Annotated in this window: 13 protein-coding genes; 7 read left to right on the top strand and 6 right to left on the bottom strand. The window is 38.2% G+C overall.

Going from position 1 to position 23184, the window contains the following annotated elements:
* Positions 1-63 precede the first annotated feature (63 nt).
* The gene (locus DYI03_RS06025; protein ID WP_021668189.1) at positions 64-2262 is read right to left on the bottom strand and encodes a RelA/SpoT family protein; all 2199 of its coding nucleotides are present in this window, start codon (positions 2260-2262) and stop codon (positions 64-66) included.
* 169 nt (positions 2263-2431) lie between these two features.
* On the opposite strand from DYI03_RS06025, the gene DYI03_RS06020 reads away from it, so the two are divergent.
* The gene (locus tag DYI03_RS06020; RefSeq protein WP_021668188.1) at positions 2432-3949 is read left to right on the top strand and encodes a DUF4301 family protein; all 1518 of its coding nucleotides are present in this window, start codon (positions 2432-2434) and stop codon (positions 3947-3949) included.
* 234 nt (positions 3950-4183) lie between these two features.
* On the opposite strand, the gene DYI03_RS06015 is transcribed toward DYI03_RS06020, so the two are convergent.
* Positions 4184-5098 (bottom strand): IS982 family transposase, encoded by a 915-nt coding sequence (locus DYI03_RS06015; RefSeq protein WP_036885544.1) that lies wholly within the window; start codon positions 5096-5098, stop codon positions 4184-4186.
* A gap of 620 nt (positions 5099-5718) precedes the next feature.
* On the opposite strand from DYI03_RS06015, the gene ppdK reads away from it, so the two are divergent.
* Entirely contained in the window at positions 5719-8439 is a 2721-nt protein-coding gene (gene ppdK / locus DYI03_RS06010) for a pyruvate, phosphate dikinase (protein WP_021668611.1), read from the top strand.
* Positions 8440-8681: 242 nt separating this feature from the next.
* Here the strand turns inward: ppdK and DYI03_RS06005 are convergent, their stop codons facing one another.
* Positions 8682-9731, bottom strand: coding sequence for an asparaginase (locus DYI03_RS06005; protein ID WP_021668609.1), 1050 nt, complete (start codon positions 9729-9731; stop codon positions 8682-8684).
* Positions 9732-10113: 382 nt separating this feature from the next.
* On the opposite strand from DYI03_RS06005, the gene DYI03_RS06000 reads away from it, so the two are divergent.
* The 5 genes from DYI03_RS06000 (at position 10114) to carB (ending at position 19059) form a co-directional block, all read left to right on the top strand.
* The gene (locus DYI03_RS06000) at positions 10114-10896 is read left to right on the top strand and encodes a polysaccharide biosynthesis/export family protein (protein WP_021668608.1); all 783 of its coding nucleotides are present in this window, start codon (positions 10114-10116) and stop codon (positions 10894-10896) included.
* Positions 10897-10962: 66 nt separating this feature from the next.
* The gene (gene glmS, locus DYI03_RS05995; RefSeq protein WP_021668607.1) at positions 10963-12810 is read left to right on the top strand and encodes a glutamine--fructose-6-phosphate transaminase (isomerizing); all 1848 of its coding nucleotides are present in this window, start codon (positions 10963-10965) and stop codon (positions 12808-12810) included.
* A gap of 21 nt (positions 12811-12831) precedes the next feature.
* Complete coding sequence (locus tag DYI03_RS05990; protein WP_021668606.1) at positions 12832-14721, top strand: amidophosphoribosyltransferase; 1890 nt, start codon at positions 12832-12834, stop codon at positions 14719-14721.
* A gap of 37 nt (positions 14722-14758) precedes the next feature.
* Positions 14759-15835: a glutamine-hydrolyzing carbamoyl-phosphate synthase small subunit gene (gene carA / locus DYI03_RS05985; protein ID WP_004357252.1), complete on the top strand. Its 1077-nt coding sequence runs from the start codon at positions 14759-14761 to the stop codon at positions 15833-15835.
* Positions 15835-19059 carry a carbamoyl-phosphate synthase (glutamine-hydrolyzing) large subunit gene (gene carB, locus DYI03_RS05980; protein WP_021668605.1) on the top strand — a complete coding sequence of 1075 codons (3225 nt, stop codon included), beginning with the start codon at positions 15835-15837 and terminating at the stop codon, positions 19057-19059. The genes carA and carB overlap by 1 nt, the downstream gene beginning before the upstream one ends.
* Positions 19060-19330: 271 nt before the next feature.
* Here the strand turns inward: carB and DYI03_RS05975 are convergent, their stop codons facing one another.
* Genes DYI03_RS05975 through DYI03_RS05965 form a run of 3 tightly spaced genes read right to left on the bottom strand, consistent with a single transcriptional unit; the run spans position 19331 to position 23041 of the window.
* Positions 19331-20032 (bottom strand): sigma-70 family RNA polymerase sigma factor, encoded by a 702-nt coding sequence (locus DYI03_RS05975; protein WP_025064447.1) that lies wholly within the window; start codon positions 20030-20032, stop codon positions 19331-19333.
* Positions 20033-20065: 33 nt separating this feature from the next.
* Positions 20066-21262, bottom strand: a complete 1197-nt coding sequence (locus DYI03_RS05970; RefSeq protein WP_147287666.1) for a tetratricopeptide repeat protein — start codon at positions 21260-21262, stop codon at positions 20066-20068.
* 60 nt (positions 21263-21322) lie between these two features.
* The gene (locus tag DYI03_RS05965) at positions 21323-23041 is read right to left on the bottom strand and encodes a glutamine--tRNA ligase/YqeY domain fusion protein (protein WP_021668602.1); all 1719 of its coding nucleotides are present in this window, start codon (positions 23039-23041) and stop codon (positions 21323-21325) included.
* Positions 23042-23184 lie beyond the last annotated feature (143 nt).

The raw sequence follows: 23184 nt of genomic DNA, 5'->3' as shown, positions 1-23184 counted from the left end.
TCTCGTTAAGAAAAGAGTGCATTTTCTTGTTAAGATAATAATTATCAGACTTTAAACAAGCGTTTAAAGTCTGATAATTTGTTTTACTCCCTTAATGTTTTTAAGTTTCTTGATAAGCGCATTTAACTTCGATGTATCTTCTATCAATACTACGAGGTTGCCCGAAAAAAGTCCATCGTGCGAGTCAATATTAATAGAACGCATCACGACTTTTTCTTCTTTCGACAACACATTGGTGATGTTGCTGACAATTCCGATGTCGTCTTGCCCTATAATACGCAAGGTTATACTATAGTTTGAGCCGCCTTTTCCGCTCCATTTTGCCTTAACGATGCGATAACCGAAACGCTTTCTAAGCTCTGGCGCATTAGGACAATCGCATCGATGAATCTTTATTCCACCATTAATGGTTACAAATCCGAAGATGGAATCGCCATAAATAGGGTTGCAACATTTAGACAATGAGAAGTCTATACCTTTCAGATTTTGGTCGATAACAAGGACATCTTCGTTTTGTTTGAGCAGCTCCTCTGTCTTATTTTCCAACTCAAAGTTTTCGGCACTTTCCACTTCTCGTGCCACAGACACACTGTGTTCCTTTTCGTAAAAAGCTTGATAGGCTTCAATTACATCATTGATGTCCAAGCGTTCGTCTGCGATTTGTTTGTAAAACTCGTGTATTTCTTTGAAACCAAGATGATGAATAAGCTGATAAAACAATTGTTCGTCTAATTCCATCTTCTTATTTTTCAATCTTCGTTCCAACATTTCTTTGGCGTATGCACCTTCTTTAATCTGCGATTCTTTGAGTGCCAAACGAATTTTCGATTTTGCTCGTGCCGATTTTACAATGTTCAACCATTCCATTTTAGGTGTTTGGTTGGCTGAAGTCATAATTTCCACCGTGTCACCACTCTGCAATTCGGTTCTGATAGAGGCATTTTTGCTATTAATTTTTCCGCCAATACATTGGTTACCAATCTTTGAATGAATATGATAGGCAAAGTCGAGCAGCGTTGCTCCCTTAGGAAATTTCAGCAAATCGCCCTTTGGTGTGAACACATAAATCTCTTTGTCATACAAATCGAGCTTGAATTGTGTCATCACTTCCAAGTTGTTACCAGCCTCTAAAGCCGTTCTGATAGATGCCAACCAACTATCCATTTCCTCGTTAGCCTTTACTCCCTTGTAACGCCAATGGGCTGCCAAGCCGTGTTCTGCCACTTCGTCCATGCGTTCTGTACGAATTTGCACTTCCACCCATTTCTTTCCAGGTCCTAAAACCGTGATATGCAAGCACTCGTATCCATTCGATTTTGGAACAGAAATCCAGTCTCGCAATCGTTTTGGATTAGGTTGGTACATGTCAGTAACGATAGAATAAGCCTGCCAACATTGCATTTTTTCACGTTCTTCAGGCGAATCAAGAATTATTCTAATGGCAAAAAGGTCGTAGATACCTTCGAAAGCACACTTTTGTTTTTTCATTTTTTGCCATATAGAATGGATTGATTTTGTGCGCCCTTTGATGTGAAAACGCAATCCAGCCTTCTGCAATTCACGGCTAACTGGCTCTATAAACTCTTTGATGTAAGCATCTCTTGCCCGCTTTGTGGCATTGAGTTTTTCCTTGATGCTATAATAAACGTCGTGTTCAAGATACTTCAGCGAAAGGTCTTCAAACTCGCTTTTCAATTGGTATAATCCTAATTTATGAGCCAATGGTGCGTAAAGATAGCTTGCTTCTTCGGAAACTTGACGTTGTGCCTCCTTGTTTGGTGTATCACGAATTTGGCGCATCAAATTTATTCTGTCGGCTATCATAATCAGAATAACACGCATATCTTCAGCAAACGAAAGCAAAAGATTACGGAAATTCTCGCTTTCTATAACGGGGTTCTTCTTGTAAAGGTCTTGAATGCGTGCAATGCCACGAATAATTTGCGCTACGGTTGTTCCAAAGTTAGCCTCTATTGCTTCAATAGTGATAATTTGGTTTTGGAAACCACAATAAAGCAAGGTGGCTAAGACCGAATCGCGTTTTAAACCAATATCATGCACAGCTATGAGCGATGTTTCTACAGCACAAACAAGCTCGTTAAGTCCAAAGACATTGCGTAGCGTAACTTCCTTTTCATCAATTTGTTTAATGTAAAAGGATAGCTTTGAGCGGTCTTCTTCGGTTAAAGAATCGCCTAACTCGGCATACAATTCAGACAATAAAGTATCGAATTTTTCTTTTTCTAATTCTGTAAATTCCATAAGTGCTAACTTTTGCGATGTAAAAACATGACAAAGCTACAAAAAAAAGACGGAATTGTTCTCTAAATTAAGAAAAAGTAAGTAATTTTGTGGAGTTACTATAAATCTATGTGGCATTATTTATTCTGCCTTGCGTAGAGAAAAATGCCGTTAAAAATCTTATTTAGTTATGCTTACAAAACACGATGAACAACAATTAGCCGCAAAAGGTATTTCGATACCAACGTTTGAAGGGCAGCTAAACAATTTTAAGACAGGCTTTCCTTATCTTAAAGTAGACGGTGCAGCTACGATTGGTAGTGGCATTGTGAAACTTACTGACGACCAAACGAAAGAATTTATCGAATTTTGGGATAAATATAAAGCCGAAAACTATGATATTTTAAAGTTTGTTCCAGCATCTGGCGCAGCAAGTAGAATGTTTAAAAATTTGTTTGCATTTCTTGATTCTGATTACAATAACCCTACAACTGATTTTGAAAAATATTTTTTTGCAAACATAAAACAATTCGCCTTCTATGATGAATTAAACAAAACCTGTTTAACACTTCATAATAAAGGAGTTGAAGGACTTGTTGAAACAGAAAAATATAAAACCGTTGTTGCAGCTTTATTGAAGGAAGACGGTATGAATTATGGGCAACTCCCCAAAGGACTTCTCTTGTTTCATAAGTATGACGAGGGCATAAGAACCGCTATGGAAGAACATCTTGTTGAGGCTGCACAATATGCCTCAACCAATGGAAAGGCACAAGTTCATTTCACAGTTTCGGAAGAACACATCGAACTTTTCAAACAAAAGGTGGAGGAAAAGAAATCATATTATGAACAAATGTTCAATGTAAGCTACGACATTAGTTTCTCAACCCAAAAAGCAAGCACCGACACCGTGGCTGCCAACCCCGACAATACGCCTTTTAGAAACGACGATGGCAGCTTGCTTTTTCGTCCTGGTGGGCATGGCGCATTAATTCAAAATTTGAATGAACTTAATGCCGATATAGTCTTTATTAAGAACATTGATAACGTTGTTCCAGACCATTTGAAAGACGAAACAACAAAATGGAAGAAAATAATTGCAGGTGTATTGGTGGAATTACAACAAAAATGTTTCGACTACCTTAAACTATTAAAGTCAAGCCAATATGATAAACAAGATATTTTATCTGTCAAAGATTTCTTGGAGCATAAATTGTGTTGCAAATTAGACCATGCAAAAGCAATGAGCGACATAGAATTGGTTGATTTTTTAATCGAAAAACTTAATCGTCCAATACGTGTATGTGGCATGGTTAAGAATAGTGGCGAACCTGGTGGGGGGCCTTTCTTTGTCTATAATGCTGATAATACGATTAGTTTACAGATACTTGAGAGTTCACAACTTGATGTAAATAATCCAGAAACAATGAATATGTTTACCAAAGGAACCCATTTTAATCCTGTAGATTTGGTATGTGCTACGAAAGATTATAAGGAAAACAAATTTAATTTGCCTGATTTCGTAGACCCTTTGACAGGTTTTATTAGCAAAAAATCAAAGAATGGTAAAGAATTAAAGGCATTAGAACTTCCAGGATTATGGAATGGCGCAATGAGTAATTGGAATACAATCTTTGTTGAAGTGCCTGCTATTACATTCAATCCTGTAAAAACAGTAAACGATTTATTGCGTGAGCAACATCAATGATATATTATTAAGGTGAAAAAATAATAGAAACGCAGAATTGGTCATACTTTTTGAGCAGTTCTGTTTTTTATAAAAATAATGATATTCCACAACCGATGATGTAAAGAGCCTATTTTTTACCCCAATTCGGGATAACTGAGTGTCTAATATGATATAAATGCAGCGTGAATACGCCTCCTCCCCATACCATTAGGAGTGGGTAATAACAGAAGGCTGAAAGAAATTGTTTTGCCCTTAGAATAGTGACAGCTGTTTGGTGTCTTCGATGCAGTATCCCTGCAATGCCTTTGGCTTGTTGTCGAAGAAGCAATATGCTCCCAATGCTGAAATAAGGTTCATGATAAAGTTGCTTACAGATCTATGGCGTGAGTGTACAATCTGTGCCGTATTCTTCAGCATGTCGTTAATGGTTTCGATAATGTATCTCTTGCGCAGCATCATTCTGTCATAGAACGGCATCAGCTTGTTTTTCATGTTTACGCGCAACCCTGTCACCAGCTGTATTCCATCCTCAAAGAGGAAGTCAAACAGCTTCTGTGAAATATAGCCTTTATCAGCGAACAGCTTGCCGTACAGTCGTTTAGCGAGAACCTTGAACGCATTCGGATCCTTGTCGCTGACATTTGCGCCTGTAAGGACAAAGGCTATTATCTCGCCTCTGTCATTGCACGCAAGGTGGAGCTTAAAGCCATGGCACCAACCCATTGTTCCTTTTCCGTCAGTGGCAATTCCCTTGAATACCTTATTGGCATATCTCCTGAGATTATGGCATACGGGTATCATCGTGGAATCAACGAATGTTATGCCGGTACATCTTCCGAAAGCTCTCAGATTAAGGAAGAACATGAGCTGGAAGAACACGCGGCTTTCCAACTCCACAAAGCGGTTGTACGACACGGCTTTCGGAAAATAAGACTTCATCGTACCCTTGACGAAGAACAGATAGTAATGCTTGAAATTGCGGAATGTACCAAAATGAAAATACAACAAAATGGTCATGATTTCACTGTCGGACAACGACGCTTGGCGACGTCTACGCTTGACTCCGCTATTGTCTTCAAGTAGATTTCCTGCATTTTCTGCATCAAAATGTTTGCAAAACTCGTCTATTATACAAAATAATTCTGTAACTTTGTAATCGGCAGTCATATCAAATATTTTTGTAACTAATTGATTTTCACCTATAAAGATACAAAATATTTGTGAGACTACCAACTTTTTTATGAACTATTTCTTATCCCGAACTGGGGTATTTTTTATGCTTAAACCTATTGTTTTTATTTTCAAAACAATAGGTTTTGACATTAGATGTATTAAGCATGATATTTTGAATTTATTGTTTCTCACAAATAAAAGTATTTTATATTTATTCAATTGATTTGCATAAATAAAATTCCCTTTCTGTAATTTTTGTATTGGATTTTAAATGGAAATACAAAGAATCCAACTTTATAAATTTATAAAATCATTTTTTATAGTTAAGTTGCTTTATATCAATGATATTCCGAATATCATATGAAAAATTACACATCTTTACATGGTTTGAGCTGTTTCAATTTTAAATTAAATATTTTGCTGTGGTTATGAAAAGGTATTATCAAGAACAAATATATTATGATTTGCGAAAAACTATTTGAAAGCATAAAACATCAAAAAAGCATAAAATGTAATCTTTATATGGCATTTCCTTACTAAAAATTTGCTACATTGTTAATTTATAGTTATATTTGCACTAACGAAAATAAGATTTAAATATTTACATAATTATTATGGCAGAGAAAAGAGTTTATACTTTCGGTAATGGTAAGGCCGAAGGAAAAGCTGATATGAGAAATTTGCTGGGTGGCAAGGGTGCCAATCTTGCAGAAATGAATTTAATTGGTGTACCAGTTCCTCCTGGCTTTACAATTACTACCGACGTTTGTAACGAATATTTTGAAAAAGGAAAAGAGAAAGTTGTAGAAATTTTAACCGAAGAGGTTAAAAAAAGTGTCAAACATATTGAAGACTTGATGAATTCAAAGTTTGGCGACCCATCAAATCCGCTTTTAGTTAGTGTGCGTTCAGGAGCTCGTGCGTCAATGCCAGGTATGATGGACACAATTCTTAACTTAGGTTTGAATGATACCGTTGTTGAGGGACTTGCAAAAAAGACTGGCAACGAACGTTTCGCATACGATAGCTATCGTCGTTTTGTTCAGATGTATGGCGATGTTGTATTGGGTATGAAGCCTGAAAATAAAGAGGATATTGATCCATTCGAAGCTATTATTCAAAAAGTTAAAGCAGAACGTGGTATTAAGTTGGACAATGAAATGAACGTTGACGACTTAAAGAAATTGGTTGTAGAATTTAAAAAAGCGATTAAAAGTCAAACAGGAAATGATTTCCCATCAGACCCTATGGAACAACTTTGGGGTGCTATTTGTGCAGTATTCACTTCATGGATGAACGAACGTGCTATCCTTTATCGCAAAATGGAGGGTATTCCACAAGAATGGGGTACAGCAGTTACAGTTCAAGCCATGGTATTCGGTAACATGGGTGATACTTCTGCAACAGGTGTATGCTTCTCTCGTGATGCAGGCACAGGTGAAAACGTTTTCAATGGTGAATATTTGGTAAATGCACAAGGTGAAGACGTTGTTGCAGGTATCCGTACTCCACAACAAATTACATTGGAAGGTTCAAAACGTTGGGCAAAACAGCAAGATATCGAAGAAGAAATTCGTAGCTCAAAATACCCTTCAATGGAAGAAGCAATGCCTGAGATTTATGCTCAGTTGAATGCTATTCAAGACAAATTAGAAAAGCATTATCACGATATGCAAGATATGGAATTTACCGTACAAGATGGTAAACTTTGGTTCTTGCAAACTCGTAATGGTAAGCGTACTGGTACGGCGATGGTTAAAATTGCAATGGATTTGCTTGATAAAGGAGAGATTGACGAAAAGACAGCTATTAAGCGTTGCGAGCCAAATAAACTTGATGAACTTTTACACCCTATATTCGATAAAGAAGCATTGGCGCAAGCTCGTGTTTTGACACGTGGTCTTCCTGCTTCTCCAGGTGCTGCTTGTGGACAAATCGTATTCTTTGCTGATGATGCTGCTAAGTGGCGTGAAGATGGTCGTTCTGTTGTGATGGTTCGTATCGAAACTTCTCCAGAGGACTTGGCAGGTATGTCAGCCGCAGAAGGTATTCTTACTGCACGTGGTGGTATGACTTCTCACGCTGCTGTAGTGGCTCGTGGTATGGGTAAATGCTGCGTTAGTGGTGCTGGTGGTATTATTATAGATTATAAGAAACGTACTGTTGAGATTGACGGAACAGTATTGCATGAAGGCGATTACCTCTCATTGAATGGTTCTACTGGTGAAGTTTATTACGGAGAGGTTCAAACAAAGGCTGCTGAAGTAACAGGAGATTTTGCAAAATTGATGAATCTTTGCGAAAAGTATACTAAATTAGTCGTTCGTACAAACGCTGATACACCACACGACGCTGAAGTAGCACGCACATTCGGTGCTGTTGGTATTGGACTTTGCCGTACTGAGCATATGTTCTTCGAGGATTTGAAGATTAAAGCCATGCGTGAAATGATTCTTTCCGATACTGTTGAAGGACGTGAAAAGGCACTCGAAAAGTTATTGCCTTATCAGAAACAAGACTTCTATGGTATCCTAAAATGTATGGACGGAATGCCTGTAAACATTCGTTTGTTAGACCCTCCATTGCATGAATTTGTACCTCACGATGCTGAAGGACAAGAAATCATGGCTAAAGAAATGGGTGTTAGCGTTCAATTTATCTTCAATCGTGTAAACTCTTTGTCTGAGCACAATCCAATGTTAGGTCTTCGTGGTTGCCGATTGGGTAATACATTCCCTGAAATTACAGCGATGCAAACACGCGCAATCCTCGGTGCTGCTGTTCAATTGAAGAAGGAAGGATTCAATCCAATGCCTGAAATCATGGTACCATTAGTAGGTATTGTGAACGAACTTGATAACCAAGAGGCTATCATTCGCAAAACTGCCAAGAAGATTTTTGAAGCTGAAGGCGTTGAAGTTCCATTCAAGGTTGGCACAATGATAGAGATTCCACGTGCAGCTTTAACAGCCGATTTGATTGCAAGCAAGGCAGAATACTTTAGTTTTGGTACAAACGACTTGACACAAATGACCTTCGGTTATAGTCGAGATGATATTGCAAGTTTCTTGCCAAGCTATCTTGAAAAGAAGATTTTGGACGTTGACCCATTCCAAGTACTTGACCAAGAAGGAGTAGGACAACTTATTAAGATTGCAGTAGAGAAGGGTCGCAAGACTCGTAATAACCTGAAATGTGGTATTTGCGGTGAACATGGCGGCGAACCATCATCAGTTAAGTTCTGCCATCGTGTAGGTCTTAATTATGTAAGTTGCTCTCCATTCCGTGTGCCAATCGCTCGTTTAGCAGCGGCACAGGCTGCAATAGAGGATTGATTAGAGATATAGATAATTATTGAATTAGGCTGTAATGGACTGATAATCAGACATTACAGCCTAATCTATTTTTAGGCAGTTCGTTCATTTGACCGCAGAAAATGAGCCAAATAAACGGCAAAACTTACAAATAGCTTACAAAATAACAAAGCCATGGCTTGAGAAAGTCGGGGCTTTGTGCATAAAAAAGAGGGTGTGGCTATTTTGACACACCCTCATATAAATCGTTTTCAGACAATTACTTATAATAGTGTAGCTGGAATTGTTATTTCTCCTGCAATAGATTTGTTCATGTATTGGCGCACCATTTCAGGGTCGTCATATTGTGCTTGGAGTAACATGAGTTTGGTAAGGGCAGCCTCAACTGTTGTATCATAGCCGCTAACAACGCCAGCATCTTTGAGTTGGTAGCCTGTGTCGTAGCGATTCATATCAGCTTGACCACTAATACATTGGCTTACATTCACGGTAACAACACCACGTTGAGAGGCCTCTTTCAAGAGTTTCATTAGCCAAGGTGTATGTGGTGCATTTCCACTTCCATAGGTACGCATTACGATTCCTCGCAGTTCAGGTGCATCAAGAATATGTTTTACAATGTTTTCCTCTGCCCCTGGGAACAATGAAAATACAAAAACGTTGCTATTCATCTCTAAATGAGGTACCATTGGTTTTGTATAGTCGGGTTTTAGAATGTGGTGAGTTTGGAAATTGAAACTTACTCCAGCTTCGCAAAGATGAGGGAAATTAAAAGAATCGAAAGCGTTGAGTTCGTCAGCATTTTGTTTTGTAGAACGATTGCCGCGCAAAAGGTGTCCATTGAAATAGATACACACTTCTGGCACCATCGGAGTTCCGTCATGATGATGAGCTGCTGCAAGTTCAAGACTTGTCATAAGGTTTTCCTTTCCATCGGTACGTAATTGACCAATAGGAAGTTGTGAACCTGTAAGAATTACAGGTTTTGTAAGATTTTCGAGCATAAAAGATAATGCCGAAGCTGTGTAAGACATGGTGTCTGTTCCGTGGAGAATGACAAATCCATCGTAATAGTCATACTTTTCAACGATGATACTTACTATTTGCGCCCAAAATTCTGGCGACATGTTTGAAGAGTCAATTGCTGGGATAAATTGATAAGTGTCAATAGCTGTTGGTATCAATTTAAATTCAGGAACATTATCAGCGAGGTGATCGAAATCTAAAGGTTCTAAAGCACCTGTTATTGGGTTGCAACCCATACCAATTGTACCACCTGTGTAAATCAGTAAAACTTTCTCTGTTCTTTTCATGCTAAAGTTATCTTTGTTGCAAAGTTAGCAAAAACTTTTTACTAATGTTTCATTTATGGCATTCTTTTTTTATTGCTCAATAAAATCATGGTGTAATGAATCTAACGACAAGTTGGTAAAAAGATGAAGATTTAAACTTACAGAATTATAAATGAAACAATTTGCATAAAATTGATACAAATCAATTATAAGATAGAAACATTATGATAATTGAATATATTTTTTGTGTTTTACAATATTTTTTATCTATACAATGAAAAGTACACTAATCTTTTGTAATTCTCAAAAAATAGTAGTATTTTTGCAACACAATTGAGAGTGGGGTTTCTTGTGAAGGACAAAAACTCCTAATCGCAAAATAACGTTATTATATTTATAATATATGAAGAAATTACTTATCTCATTCATAGTGTTCACTGTGATTCTTTTAATGGTAGGCTGTGGGTCAAGTAAGAAAGTAGCTTACTTACAAAATATAGACTCTATTAGTTTAGCAGCTTCAAAAGGATTGTATGATGCGAAGATAATGCCAAAAGATGAACTTACTATATTAGTTCAAACCACCGATCCCCTAACGTCAGAGCCTTTTAATTTAAGGCAGCCTGCAAATGCAGGTGGTGGAGGACAAAATAGGATTGTTGGATATTTGGTTGATAATGATGGTATGATAACTTTTCCCATTGTTGGAAAAATTCATGTTGCAGGATTAACAAAAACAGAATGTGAAGATTTAATTAAAAGTAAAATACAACCTTACTTGGCGCGTATAGAAAATCCATTAGTTTCAGTGCGTATGAGCAGTTACCGAATTACAGTGATAGGGGAAGTGAATGCTCCAGGAGTAATACCAGTATCTACTGAAAAAATTAATATTATGGAAGCCTTGGCGCAAGCTGGAGATATGACAGTATATGGTAAGCGTGATAATATTCTTTTGATTCGTGAAGATAAAACTGGTGAGAAGCATAAGGTGCGTTTGAATATGAACGATGCAAATATTATAAATTCACCTTATTATTATTTACAGCAAAACGATATTGTTTATGTTGAACCACATAAGGTAAAAGCAAGAAATACATTCTTCAGCAGTAATACAAATATTTGGTATACAATTTTGGGTGTTACAACGTCAATAGTGTCGTTAATCATAACATTAGTGAGGTAAAATATTTTTTTGCTAAGAAAGATACATTAATTTAAGAATAAAATTTCAACAAAGGAAATATAATACATGTGTGGAATAGTAGGATATTTAGGTACTAAAAGAGAAGCCTATCCTGTATTAATAAAAGGTCTAAAAAGACTTGAATATAGAGGATATGATAGCTCTGGGGTTGCGCTTATTAATAGTAATAACGAGTTGAACGTTTACAAAGCAAAAGGAAAAGTCAGCGAGTTAGAAGCGTTTTGTGCTGAAAAAGATATTACAGGTATGGTAGGCATTGCACATACTCGTTGGGCAACACACGGAGAACCATCATCAACCAACGCTCACCCACACTTTTCTGAATCAAAGGAATTGGCGATTATTCACAATGGTATCATTGAAAATTATGCTGAAATAAAGAAAAATCTTAAAAAGCATGGTGTATCTTTCGTATCGGATACGGACACAGAGGTATTGGTACAATTGGTAGAATATATTCAAAAGAAGAAAAATTTAGACTTACTTACTGCTGTACAAGTAGCTTTGCATCAAGTTATTGGTGCGTATGCTATTGCAATTCTTGATAAAACTCACCCTGATACTATAATTGCTGCTCGTAAGCAAAGTCCGCTTGTTGTAGGAATAGGAGATGAAGAATTCTTTATTGGTTCCGATGCTACACCTATTATAGAATACACCGATAAAGTAGTCTATCTTGAAGATGGCAACATTGCAGTGATGAAGTTGGGCGAAGAACTAAAGGTGGTAAACATTTTGAACGAGGCTTTAGAACCTGTTGTATCAAAAGTTGACCTCAATCTTGGTCAAATAGAAAAAGCTGGCTATCCTCATTTTATGCTCAAGGAAATATTTGAACAGCCAGATTGTCTTATCAATTGTATGCGTGGGCGTATTAATGTGGAACATGATAAAGTAACTTTGAGTGCTATCATTGACTATCGTCAGCGACTTTTAAACGCAAAACGAATCATTATCGTAGCTTGTGGAACAAGTTGGCATGCAGGTCTTATTGGAAAGCAACTTTTGGAAACGTTTTGTCGCATTCCTGTTGATGTAGAATATGCGAGTGAGTTCCGTTATCGCAATCCTGTTGTATCTTCTGATGATGTTGTGATTGCACTTTCACAAAGTGGAGAAACTGCTGATACGCTTGCTGCTATTGAATTGGCAAAAGAGCATGGTGCTTTCATCTATGGAATATGTAATGCTATTGGCTCAAGTATTCCACGTGCCACTGATACGGGGACTTACATTCACGTTGGTCCAGAAATTGGTGTTGCGTCAACAAAAGCATTTACGGGTCAGGTTACTGTTCTCACTATGCTTGCCCTCACTTTAGCAGAAGCAAAAGGCACTATAAAGAACAAAGAATATGTAGAAATGGTGAAGGAATTATCAGCAGTTCCTGAAAAAATAAACGAAGTTTTAAAAACAAACGAACAAATAGCTGATATGGCTCGTACGTTCACTTATGCAAGAAATTTTTTGTATTTAGGTCGTGGCTTTAGTTATCCTGTAGCTTTAGAAGGTGCATTGAAATTGAAAGAAATTTCGTATATTCATGCTGAAGGATACCCTGCTGCTGAAATGAAACATGGACCTATTGCCTTGATAGACTCTGATATGCCAGTGGTTGCTATTGCAACTCACAACGGAATGTATGAAAAAGTACGCAGCAATATTCAAGAAATAAAGGCACGCAATGGACGTGTGATAGCACTTGTTTCTAAAGGTGATAAATCAATTTCTAAGATTGCCGATGCTGTTATCGAACTTCCTGACACAATGGAATGTCTAGAACCATTGGTGGCAACTATTCCATTGCAGTTGTTAGCTTATCACATCGCAGTTTGTAAAGGTAAAGATGTTGATCAACCAAGAAATTTAGCAAAATCTGTAACTGTAGAATAAATAAAAAGAAAACCTTGATAAATGGAAAAAAATATTCATGAGGATTGTGGTGTTGCAATGATTCGATTGTTGAAACCGCTTAGCTACTTCCAAGAAAAGTATGGTACCTGGATGTATGGCTTGAATAAGATGTATCTTATGATGGAAAAGCAACACAATCGGGGACAAGAAGGAGCGGGAATAGCAGCTGTAAAACTTGAAACACAACCTGGAAATGAATATATGTTTCGTGAACGTGCAGAAGGAAAGAATGCTGTTACAGAAATTTTTGCAAATATTCATAAACAATATAAAGGTTATACAGAAGAACAAATTGCCGATGTAGCATTTGCACAGAAACATCTACCGTTCGCAGGCGAACTCTACATGGGGCATTTGAGATACTCTACCACTGGAAAAAGTGGGTTATCGTATGTCCACCCTTTCCTTCGACGTAATAATTGGAGAGCCAAAAACCTTTCATTTTGTGGCAACTTTAATATGACCAACATTGACCACATATTTGATTTGCTTACCGAACAAGGTCAATGTCCACGCAAATATAGTGATACTTATTTACTTCTCGAACTCATGGGGCATCGCTTAGATCGCGAAATTGAACGCAATTATCGTGACGCCAAAGCACTCGGGTTCGAGAAATTTGATATTACACACTACATTGAAGACCACGTTGAGATGAAAAATGTCCTACATGCAACTATGCAGCATTTTGATGGGGGTTATGTTATTTGTGGTGTTACAGGTTCGGGTGAAATGTGTGCTATGCGAGACCCATGGGGCATTCGTCCTGCTTTCTTTTATATGAATGATGAGTTTATGGCTTTGGCAAGTGAACGTCCTGTACTTCAAACAACATTCGATTTAGCTTGCGAAGATGTAAAAGAATTAATGCCAGGTCAAGCTATTATTGTTAATAAACGTGGTGAAGCTTCATTACACCAAATTTTAGAACCTAAAGAAAATTCAGCTTGTTCGTTTGAACGTATTTATTTCTCTCGTGGCTCTGATAGAGATATATACAAAGAGCGCAAAAAGTTGGGCGAGCAGCTCACAGAAAAAGTATTGAAATCAATTGGTTACGATACAAACCACACTGTAATTTCATTTATTCCAAATACTGCCGAAGTGGCTTTCTATGGACTTTTGCAAGGCTTTAAAAAGTGGCTGAATGCAAAAAAGGTAGAAGAAATTAAGGCATTAGACCATTTACCTACCGATGAGGAGTTGCAACGCATTGTTGGACAATCTATTCGTTCGGAGAAAGTGGCATGGAAGGATATAAAACTTCGTACTTTCATCACGGAAAGCAATTCACGCAACGATTTAGCATCGCACGTTTACGACATTAGTTATGAGAGTATCGTACCAAATGAGGACAATTTGGTTATTATTGACGACTCAATCGTTCGTGGTACAACGCTGAAAGAAAGCATTTTGCGCATTCTTGACCGATTGCACCCAAAGAAAATCGTTATCGTATCGAGCGCACCACAAATTCGTTATCCTGATTATTATGGCATTGATATGCCTCGTTTGGAAGAATTTTGTGTCTTTGCAGCAACTATCGAGCTCATTAAGGAGCGTAAAATGGAATCATTGCTTACTGAAATTTACGAAGCATGTAAGAAAGAGGTTGCAAAAGCTAAGGACGAAGTCATCGAAAATGCAGTTTGCAGAGTTTATGAGCCATTTACAGTGGAAGAAATCAACGAGAAAATTGTTGAAATGCTTCGTCCACAAGGCATGACAACACCTGTAGAACTTGTCTATCAAAGTATAGAAGGGTTGCATGAAGCTATACCACATCATCGTGGTGATTGGTATTTTACGGGAAAATTTCCAACTCCTGGTGGAATGCGCCTCGTCAATCAAGCTTTTATAAAATTCTACGAAGGAGTTTATAAAAAGTAAAATAAAGAAAATATCAAATCACAATATACTAATAATAATGAGGAATGTAACTTTAGTTTTAAGCGATGGTACCAAATTTCATGGAAAATCATTCGGTTACGAGCAACCCGTTGCAGGCGAAGTAGTGTTCAATACGGCTATGATGGGCTATCCTGAAAGCCTTACCGACCCTTCGTATGCAGGACAAATGCTGGTAATGACCTTTCCATTAGTCGGCAACTATGGTGTGCCACCATTTACAATTGAGAAAAATCAGATTCCATCGTTTATGGAAAGTGATAAAATTTATCTTTCTGCGCTCATCGTTTCTGATTATACAGAGGAATATTCCCACTGGAATGCTGTTGAAAGTTTGGCATCATGGCTCAAACGAGAAAAAGTTCCAGGCATTACAGGCATTGATACACGCGAATTGACAAAGGTTTTGCGCGAACATGGTGTAATGATGGGGCAAATTATTTTCGACGATGAAGCTGACAATATTCCTACTGCTCACTACGAAGGTGTGAATTTTGTAGACCTTGTCTCAACGAAGAAAATTATCCGATATAATGAAGGTGGTGGGAAAAAAGTAGTGTTAGTAGATTGTGGTGTGAAAGCCAATATCTTGCGCGAATTAGTAAATCGCAATATTGAAGTCATTCGCGTACCTTGGAATTACGATTACACATCATTAGAATACGATGGACTTTTCCTTGCTAATGGTCCTGGCGACCCAGATATGTGTAACGATGCTGTGGAGATAATTCGCAAGCAAATGAATGAAAGCACTAAACCAATCTGTGGTATTTGTATGGGAAATCAACTTTTATCAAAGGCTGCTGGAGCTACTATTTTTAAGTTGAAATATGGTCATCGTGGACATAATCAACCTGTTCGTTTGGTAGGAACAAACAAATGTTATGTTACTTCACAAAACCATGGTTATGCGGTTGATGCAAAGACAATGGGAAAAGATTGGGAAGAACTTTTTGTAAATATGAACGATGGTAGCAACGAAGGAATCCGCCACAAGGTAAACCCTTGGTTTAGCTCACAATTCCACCCAGAAGCAAGTTCAGGTCCAGTAGATACAGTATTTATGTTTGACAAATTTGTAGAAACACTGAAATAATGAAAAACGAATCAATAAAGAAAGTCCTGCTACTTGGTTCAGGCGCATTGAAGATAGGTGAAGCTGGTGAGTTTGATTATTCGGGTTCACAAGCATTGAAAGCCTTACGTGAAGAAGGTGTTTCTACCGTTCTTATTAACCCAAATATTGCAACGGTTCAAACATCAGAAGGTGTAGCTGACCAGATTTATTATCTACCAGTACAACCTTATTTTGTAGAACGTGTCATTGAAAAAGAACGCCCAGATGGTATTCTGTTGGCATTTGGTGGACAAACTGCATTGAATTGTGGTGTTGAGTTAGACCGCCTTGGAATACTCGAAAAGTACAATGTTAAAGTTCTTGGTACGCCAGTAAAGGCGATTATGAACACGGAAGACCGTGAACTTTTCGTACAACAATTAGATGAAATCGATGTAAAAACCATTAAAAGCGAGGCTTGCGAAAATATAGAAGAAGCACGAGAAGCTGCCAAAATATTGGGTTATCCAGTCATTATCCGTGCGGCTTATGCTTTGGGTGGACTCGGTAGTGGTTTTGCTGATAACGAAGAAGAACTCAATAAACTTTGCGAAAAAGCCTTTTCTTTCTCTCCACAAGTGTTGGTTGAGAAGAGTTTAAAAGGCTGGAAAGAAATAGAATACGAGGTGGTGCGTGACCAATACGATAATTGTATTACGGTCTGCAACATGGAAAATTTCGACCCGTTGGGTATCCATACGGGCGAGTCAATCGTGATTGCACCTTCTCAAACCCTCACCAATAGTGAATATCATAAACTCCGCAAATTGGCGATAAAGATAGTTCGCCACATTGGTATTGTAGGTGAATGTAACGTACAATACGCTTTCGACCCTAAGAGCGAAGATTATCGTGTCATTGAAGTCAATGCACGCCTCTCTCGTTCATCGGCTTTGGCAAGTAAAGCAACAGGCTATCCTCTTGCTTTTGTTGCTGCTAAACTCGGTATGGGCTATGGTTTGTTCGAGTTGAAGAACTCGGTTACCAAGACTACATCGGCTTTCTTTGAGCCAGCGTTAGACTATGTTGTTTGCAAAATACCACGTTGGGATTTGAGCAAATTCCGTGGCGTTGATAAGGAATTAGGTTCAAGTATGAAATCTGTGGGCGAAGTTATGGCAATCGGTCGCAACTTTGAAGAAGCCATACAGAAGGGCTTGCGCATGATAGGGCAGGGCATGCACGGTTTTGTAGAGAATAAAGAACTCGAAATCGAAGACATTGATGCTGCGCTTCGTGAACCAACTGATAAGCGTATCTTTGTCATTTCAAAGGCAATGCACAAAGGTTATACTGTAGACCAGATTCATGAATTGACCAAGATAGACCATTGGTTCTTGCATAAGCTCAAGCATATTATTGATATTGATGAAGATTTAAAGCGTTGCAACATCAATACGCTTGATAAAGAACTCTTGCGCACGGCTAAGATTTATGGTTTTACCGATTTCCAAGTGGCGCGTGCCGTTGGTTTGGAAGATGAGGTTGGTAATATGCACAAGGCGGTTTTGGTGGTTCGTCAGTTGCGTAAAGGCTACGGAATTTTGCCTGTTGTCAAGCAAATTGACACTTTGGCAGCTGAATATCCAGCGCAAACCAATTACCTTTACCTTACTTATTCGGGCGTAGCCTCTGATGTTCAATTTACTTCCGACCGCAAAAGCGTAATTGTTCTTGGCTCAGGAGCTTATCGTATTGGTTCTTCGGTTGAGTTCGATTGGTGTGGTGTGCAAGCATTAAATACCATTCGCAAGCAAGGGTATCGCTCTATCATGATAAATTACAACCCTGAAACCGTATCAACTGACTATGATATGTGCGACCGTCTTTATTTTGACGAACTCACTTTTGAGCGTGTTATGGACGTTATTGATATGGAAGTTCCTCACGGTGTAATCGTTTCAACGGGCGGACAAATTCCTAATAACCTTGCCATGTATCTTGATGCCGAAAATGTTCCTATTCTTGGAACAAAGGCAAAGGATATTGATAATGCAGAAGACCGTGCCAAATTCTCAGCTATGTTGAACGAAATTGGTGTGAACCAACCAGAATGGCGTGCGCTAACAAGTATGGACGATATTCAAGAGTTTGTAGACCGTGTCGGTTTCCCTGTACTCGTTCGTCCTTCTTATGTACTTTCGGGTGCTGCTATGAATGTTTGTTCAAATAACGATGAATTGGAACGCTTCCTTAAATTGGCTGCTAATGTGAGCGAAGACCACCCAGTAGTGGTAAGCAAATTCATTGAAAATGCCAAGGAAATCGAAATGGACGCTGTGGCACGTGATGGCGAAATAATGGCTTACGCTATTTCTGAACATATTGAATTTGCTGGTGTTCACTCAGGCGATGCTACCATTCAGTTCCCTCCACAAAAGCTTTATATTGAAACCGTGCGCCGTGTGAAGCGTATTAGCCGACAAATTGCGAAAGCACTGCACATTAATGGTCCTTTCAACATACAGTTTATGGCACGCGATAACGATATTCTCGTGATTGAATGTAACCTCCGTGCAAGTCGCTCTTTCCCATTTGTAAGTAAGGTTTTGAAGCTAAACTTCATTGATTTAGCAACCAAGATAATGTTGAACGTACCTGTTGAGAAACCAAATAAAAACCTCTTCGACCTTGATTATGTGGGTATTAAGGCTTCTCAATTTTCGTTCAATCGCTTGCAAAAAGCCGACCCTGTATTGGGAGTTGATATGAGTTCAACTGGCGAAGTAGGTTGTATTGGTGAAGATACTCATACCGCATTATTGAAGAGTATGCTCTCTGTTGGTCAGCGTATTCCTAAAAAGAACATTCTTCTCTCTACGGGTGGAGCGAAACAAAAGGCAGAAATGCTTGATGCTGCCAAAATGTTGAAGGCTCATGGTTATAATATTTACGCAACAGGCGGTACCTCTAAGTATTTGGAAGAGAACGGCATAGAAAACACCTTGGTTTATTGGCCATCTGATGAAGGGCAATACCCACAAGCGTTAGACCTTTTGCATGATAAGAAAATCGATATGGTGGTGAATATTCCTAAAGACCTTACACCACGCGAATTGACCAACGGTTACAAGATTCGCCGTGCATCAATCGATTTCAACATTCCTTTGCTTACTAATAGTCGCCTTGCAAGTGCCTTTATTTCAGCTTTCTGCCACGTTCAATTGGACGAAATTGATATTAAAGCATGGGGTGAATATTAATTTACTGATATTATTTTGAATAGCCTTGCATAGGTAGCAGAATATTTTTGAAAGAAGATGCCCTCTAAAAGTTTGGTGTTAAACTTTTAGGGGGTATTTTTTTGGGAGTGTTGGACGAATCGGACGAGTCGGACTTATCGGACGGGTTAGACGTGGGTGTTGTTAGAGTGCCATAATTTGGGTTATTGAGGAACTTTAAGTATATGGTCTACTTCGTAACAGGTGGATTAAAACTCGATTACCCACATGAGACGTTATAGACCCCTATTTTTTATAGTTTACCTTTATTTATTTGCTTTTTCAACTTGCGTAACGCTTTTTTTCTAATTTGTCTTACACGTTCTCTTTTAATGTCCATTATGTCGGCAGTCTCTTGCATGGTGTAGGCTTCTTCGTCTTTGATGGCATAGAGCAGTGAAATGACTTTTCGTTGGCGTGCATCGAGAACACTCATCGCCTTTTTAATTTCCTCTCTTACAATCTGTTTCGTAAGGTTTTCATCGGCATGTTGCGAATTAGCATTCTCTAAAATGGTTTGCAAAGTGAATGTTCCGTTGCTTCCTGCGGGGATAGGTTGGTCTATCGAAACTCTATGTGCTGTGCGCTTTCGAGGTTTTTTCTCGTCTTTATTTTGCACTTTAAAAGTTTCAAGTTGCTCGTTTATGGCTTCTTCCATGGCTTTTCTAATGTATGGAGCAGCAAACTTTACGAATCGAATTCCCTTCGTTCCGTCAAACTTTTGTGCAGCGTACATCATGCCAATATTGCCTTCGCTAATGAGGTCGTCCTCGCCTAAGCCTCTATTTTTGTATTGATGTGCGATAGAAACAACAAACTTGAGGTTGGATTTTGTCAGTTTTTCCAACGCTTTTGCATCACCGATTTTTATTTGCTTGGCAAGTTCTTGTTCTTCTTTATCGCTCAATAACTGCTCGTTCGCAATATCTTTTATATATTTTTCGTTTGTAGCCATCTTCATTTTCTCCTTTCTTCTTTATCAACGAACCTACTTATTAAAAAAACTGTCCCAATTAGTTGTTAAATCAGTTCTCCTTTTCTCCTCATTGGGTTGATATTTCATGTAATCAATAGGCTTGCAATCATTAGGATACAACTCGCTCAAAGTTTCTTTGCATTCTTCTTTATCCATGGAAATAGCCTCTGGCAAGCTCCTATTGTACTCGTCCATTTTATTCAATTCAAAGCAGCATCTTGCAAAAACGGCGTATCCTTGTTTCCAATCCTTTGGGGTTTGGGGCAAATTTTCTCTTAATAATTTATAGGCAAACCCTATTAGTCCGTTGTCAAAACCTGCTATTGCCACTTGAATATAGGCTATTTCTCGGCATGTAGCCGTATCAATTCCGTCTGCGAAGTATTTGCTTGCTAAATCAAAATTTCCTTCTCCCAATTCAATATGTCCCATTGAGATGTAGACAATACTCTTTTCGTCTTCCCTACATAGGTTTAGATAGTTTTCGTAAAACTTGAGTGCTTCGTTAGAATTGCCGAGTGCGAAGAGCGCATTTGCCTTGTTGAGTATGGCATGCTGATTGTTTGGATTGATAGCAATCGAGTATTCACTTGCCGACAATGCTCCTTCCAAATCGCCTTGTTGGAAATTATTATCCGCTAATTGGTCCCAATATTCGTGTGAATGTGGTTCTTCGTCAAGCAAATTGTTTAATATTTTGTTGCTTGCATCGTAGTTCCCCAAAATGGTATATAATTGTCCTAAAACTTCTTTGTACTCAGAATTTTCTTTGTCTTCATACATTTCCAACCATTCTTTTGCTATTTCGGGATAATCAAAATAGACAAAAAGTTTGGCGCAATCTAAGATATACTCTTCAGTACTTTCGTCTTCGTAATATTTAAGTTCTGATAAATGATTTTTTAATAAGCCATTTGCTTCATCTTCTTTCTTCTCTAAGCACTTTAATTCGGCTATTAAGGAGAAATAATTAAAATCAGTTTTATCATTCATTTGCTCCGCAAGTGCGTAGGCCTTGTCAATATTTCCTTCTTGATAAACAATCATTCTTGCCAAATTATAGAGGAGAGGTACCGAATCGGGAAATATTTCTAAAGCAAAATCTAAGGCTTCTTTTGCTTTATCGAATTCTTCTATGCTAATATAGTATTCAGCAATATCGGCAAGTTCCTCTGAATCGAGAAACTCGCCAATCTTATATTGAAGCATATCCTCATATTTTTTGAGGATACACTTAAATTCTTCACTATTAAAATAATCTTCCACTAATTATTTATCTTTCGTTTTTGCCCAAGTATCTTTCAGCCCAACAGTTTTGTTGAAGACCAATTTTTTCGTTGTTGTATCTGGGTCAAGCATGAAATATCCTGTGCGCTGGAATTGCAAATAGTCGCCTGGTTTCTTCTCAGCAAGATATTTTTCAACGTAGCAGTTCTTATACACCTTTAAACTTTCAGGATTTAAGAGTTCACGGAAATCTCTTTCGTCAGCCGAAGGGTTCTCAATACTGAAAAGACGGTCGTATTCTCTGACTTCAGCTTCCAAACAATGGTCGGCACTTACCCAATGCAATGTACCTTTTACCTTTCTGTTTGAGCCTTCCATACCACTCTTACTATTTGGGTCGTATTCCGCTTGAATTTCTATGATATTGCCATTTTCGTCCTTTGTGCAGCCTGTACACATTATAATATATGCACTCTTCAAGCGAACTTCTTTGCCTGGCGTCATGCGGAAGAACTTCTTTGGAGCGTCTTCCATGAAATCGGCACGTTCTATCCACAAGTTTTTAGAGAAAGTAATGGTATGTTTTCCGTCAGCTTCGTTTTCAGGATTGTTGATGGTTTCCATTTCTTCTGTTTGTCCTTCGGGATAGTTTGTAATCACCAATTTCACAGGGTCGAGCACAGCACTCACGCGTGTAGCCTTCTGATTTAAGTCGTTACGCACAGCAGCTTCGAGCAATGCCATGTCGTTCAAAGCATCAAACTTTGTGTAACCAATTGAATCGATGAAAGCACGGATAGATTCTGGAGAATAACCACGGCGGCGCATACCGCAAAGTGTTGGCATACGAGGGTCGTCCCAACCATTTACGAACTTTTCATCTACCAATGTGTGCAACTTTCTCTTTGACATTACAGTGTATGTAAGGTTCAATCTGTTGAACTCAATCTGGCGTGGACGATTGTCATTCAAAGGATTATCTGTACCGTCAGACTCTTTCAAAAAGTCAATAAACTTATCGTATAATGGACGGTGAGGCACAAATTCTAATGTACAAATAGAGTGGGTAACACCTTCAAAGTAGTCGCTTTGTCCGTGAGCGAAGTCATACATAGGATAGCAATTCCACTTTGTACCCGTTCTGTGGTGTGGTGTGTGAATGATGCGATACATGATAGGGTCACGGAAGTGCATGTTGGCATTTGCCATATCAAGTTTAGCACGCAAAACCATGCTGCCTTCTACTACCTCAGGTGTATTCATCTTTTTAAAAAGTTCAAGACTTTCTTCTATTGGGCGGTCTCTATAAGGTGAAGGTGTGCCAGGTTGGGTCGGTGTACCTTTTTGTGCAGCTATCGTTTCAGAGTCTTGCTCATCAACATAAGCCAATCCTTTCTTAATCAACCATACTGCAAACTCCCATAATCTTTCGAAATAATCGCTTGCATAGTAGATGTTACCCCATTTAAATCCGAGCCAACTAATATCGTGCAGAATATTTTCTACATACTCGTTCTTTTCTTTTGAAGGATTTGTATCATCGAATCGCAAATTACAAATACCCTTATATTTTTCAGCCACTCCGAAGTCCATGCAGATAGCCTTGGCGTGTCCAATATGCAGATAACCATTTGGTTCTGGAGGGAAACGTGTTTGAATGCGTTTTCCGTTCTTTCCTTCTGCAATATCTTCTTCTACGAGTTGCTCTACAAAGCTTAAACTACGTTTTTCTTCGTTGGTGTTACTTTCTATTGTATTCATAAGCTAAAATTTTTCTTGTGCAAAGATAACTATTTTTTTTTTCTTATCTGCTCATTTGCTTTATAATAACGTTTAAAGCAAGCGTAATACAATATTTTTTCTTCAATAAATAATAAAAAACGAATATTTTTTGAAAATAATTA

Origin of the sequence: Prevotella disiens (genome assembly GCF_900454955.1) — a bacterium.
Classification (GTDB): domain Bacteria; phylum Bacteroidota; class Bacteroidia; order Bacteroidales; family Bacteroidaceae; genus Prevotella; species Prevotella disiens.
The sequence above is the reverse complement of the archived record's forward strand: the minus strand, read 5'-3'. Positions and strand labels throughout refer to the sequence as shown.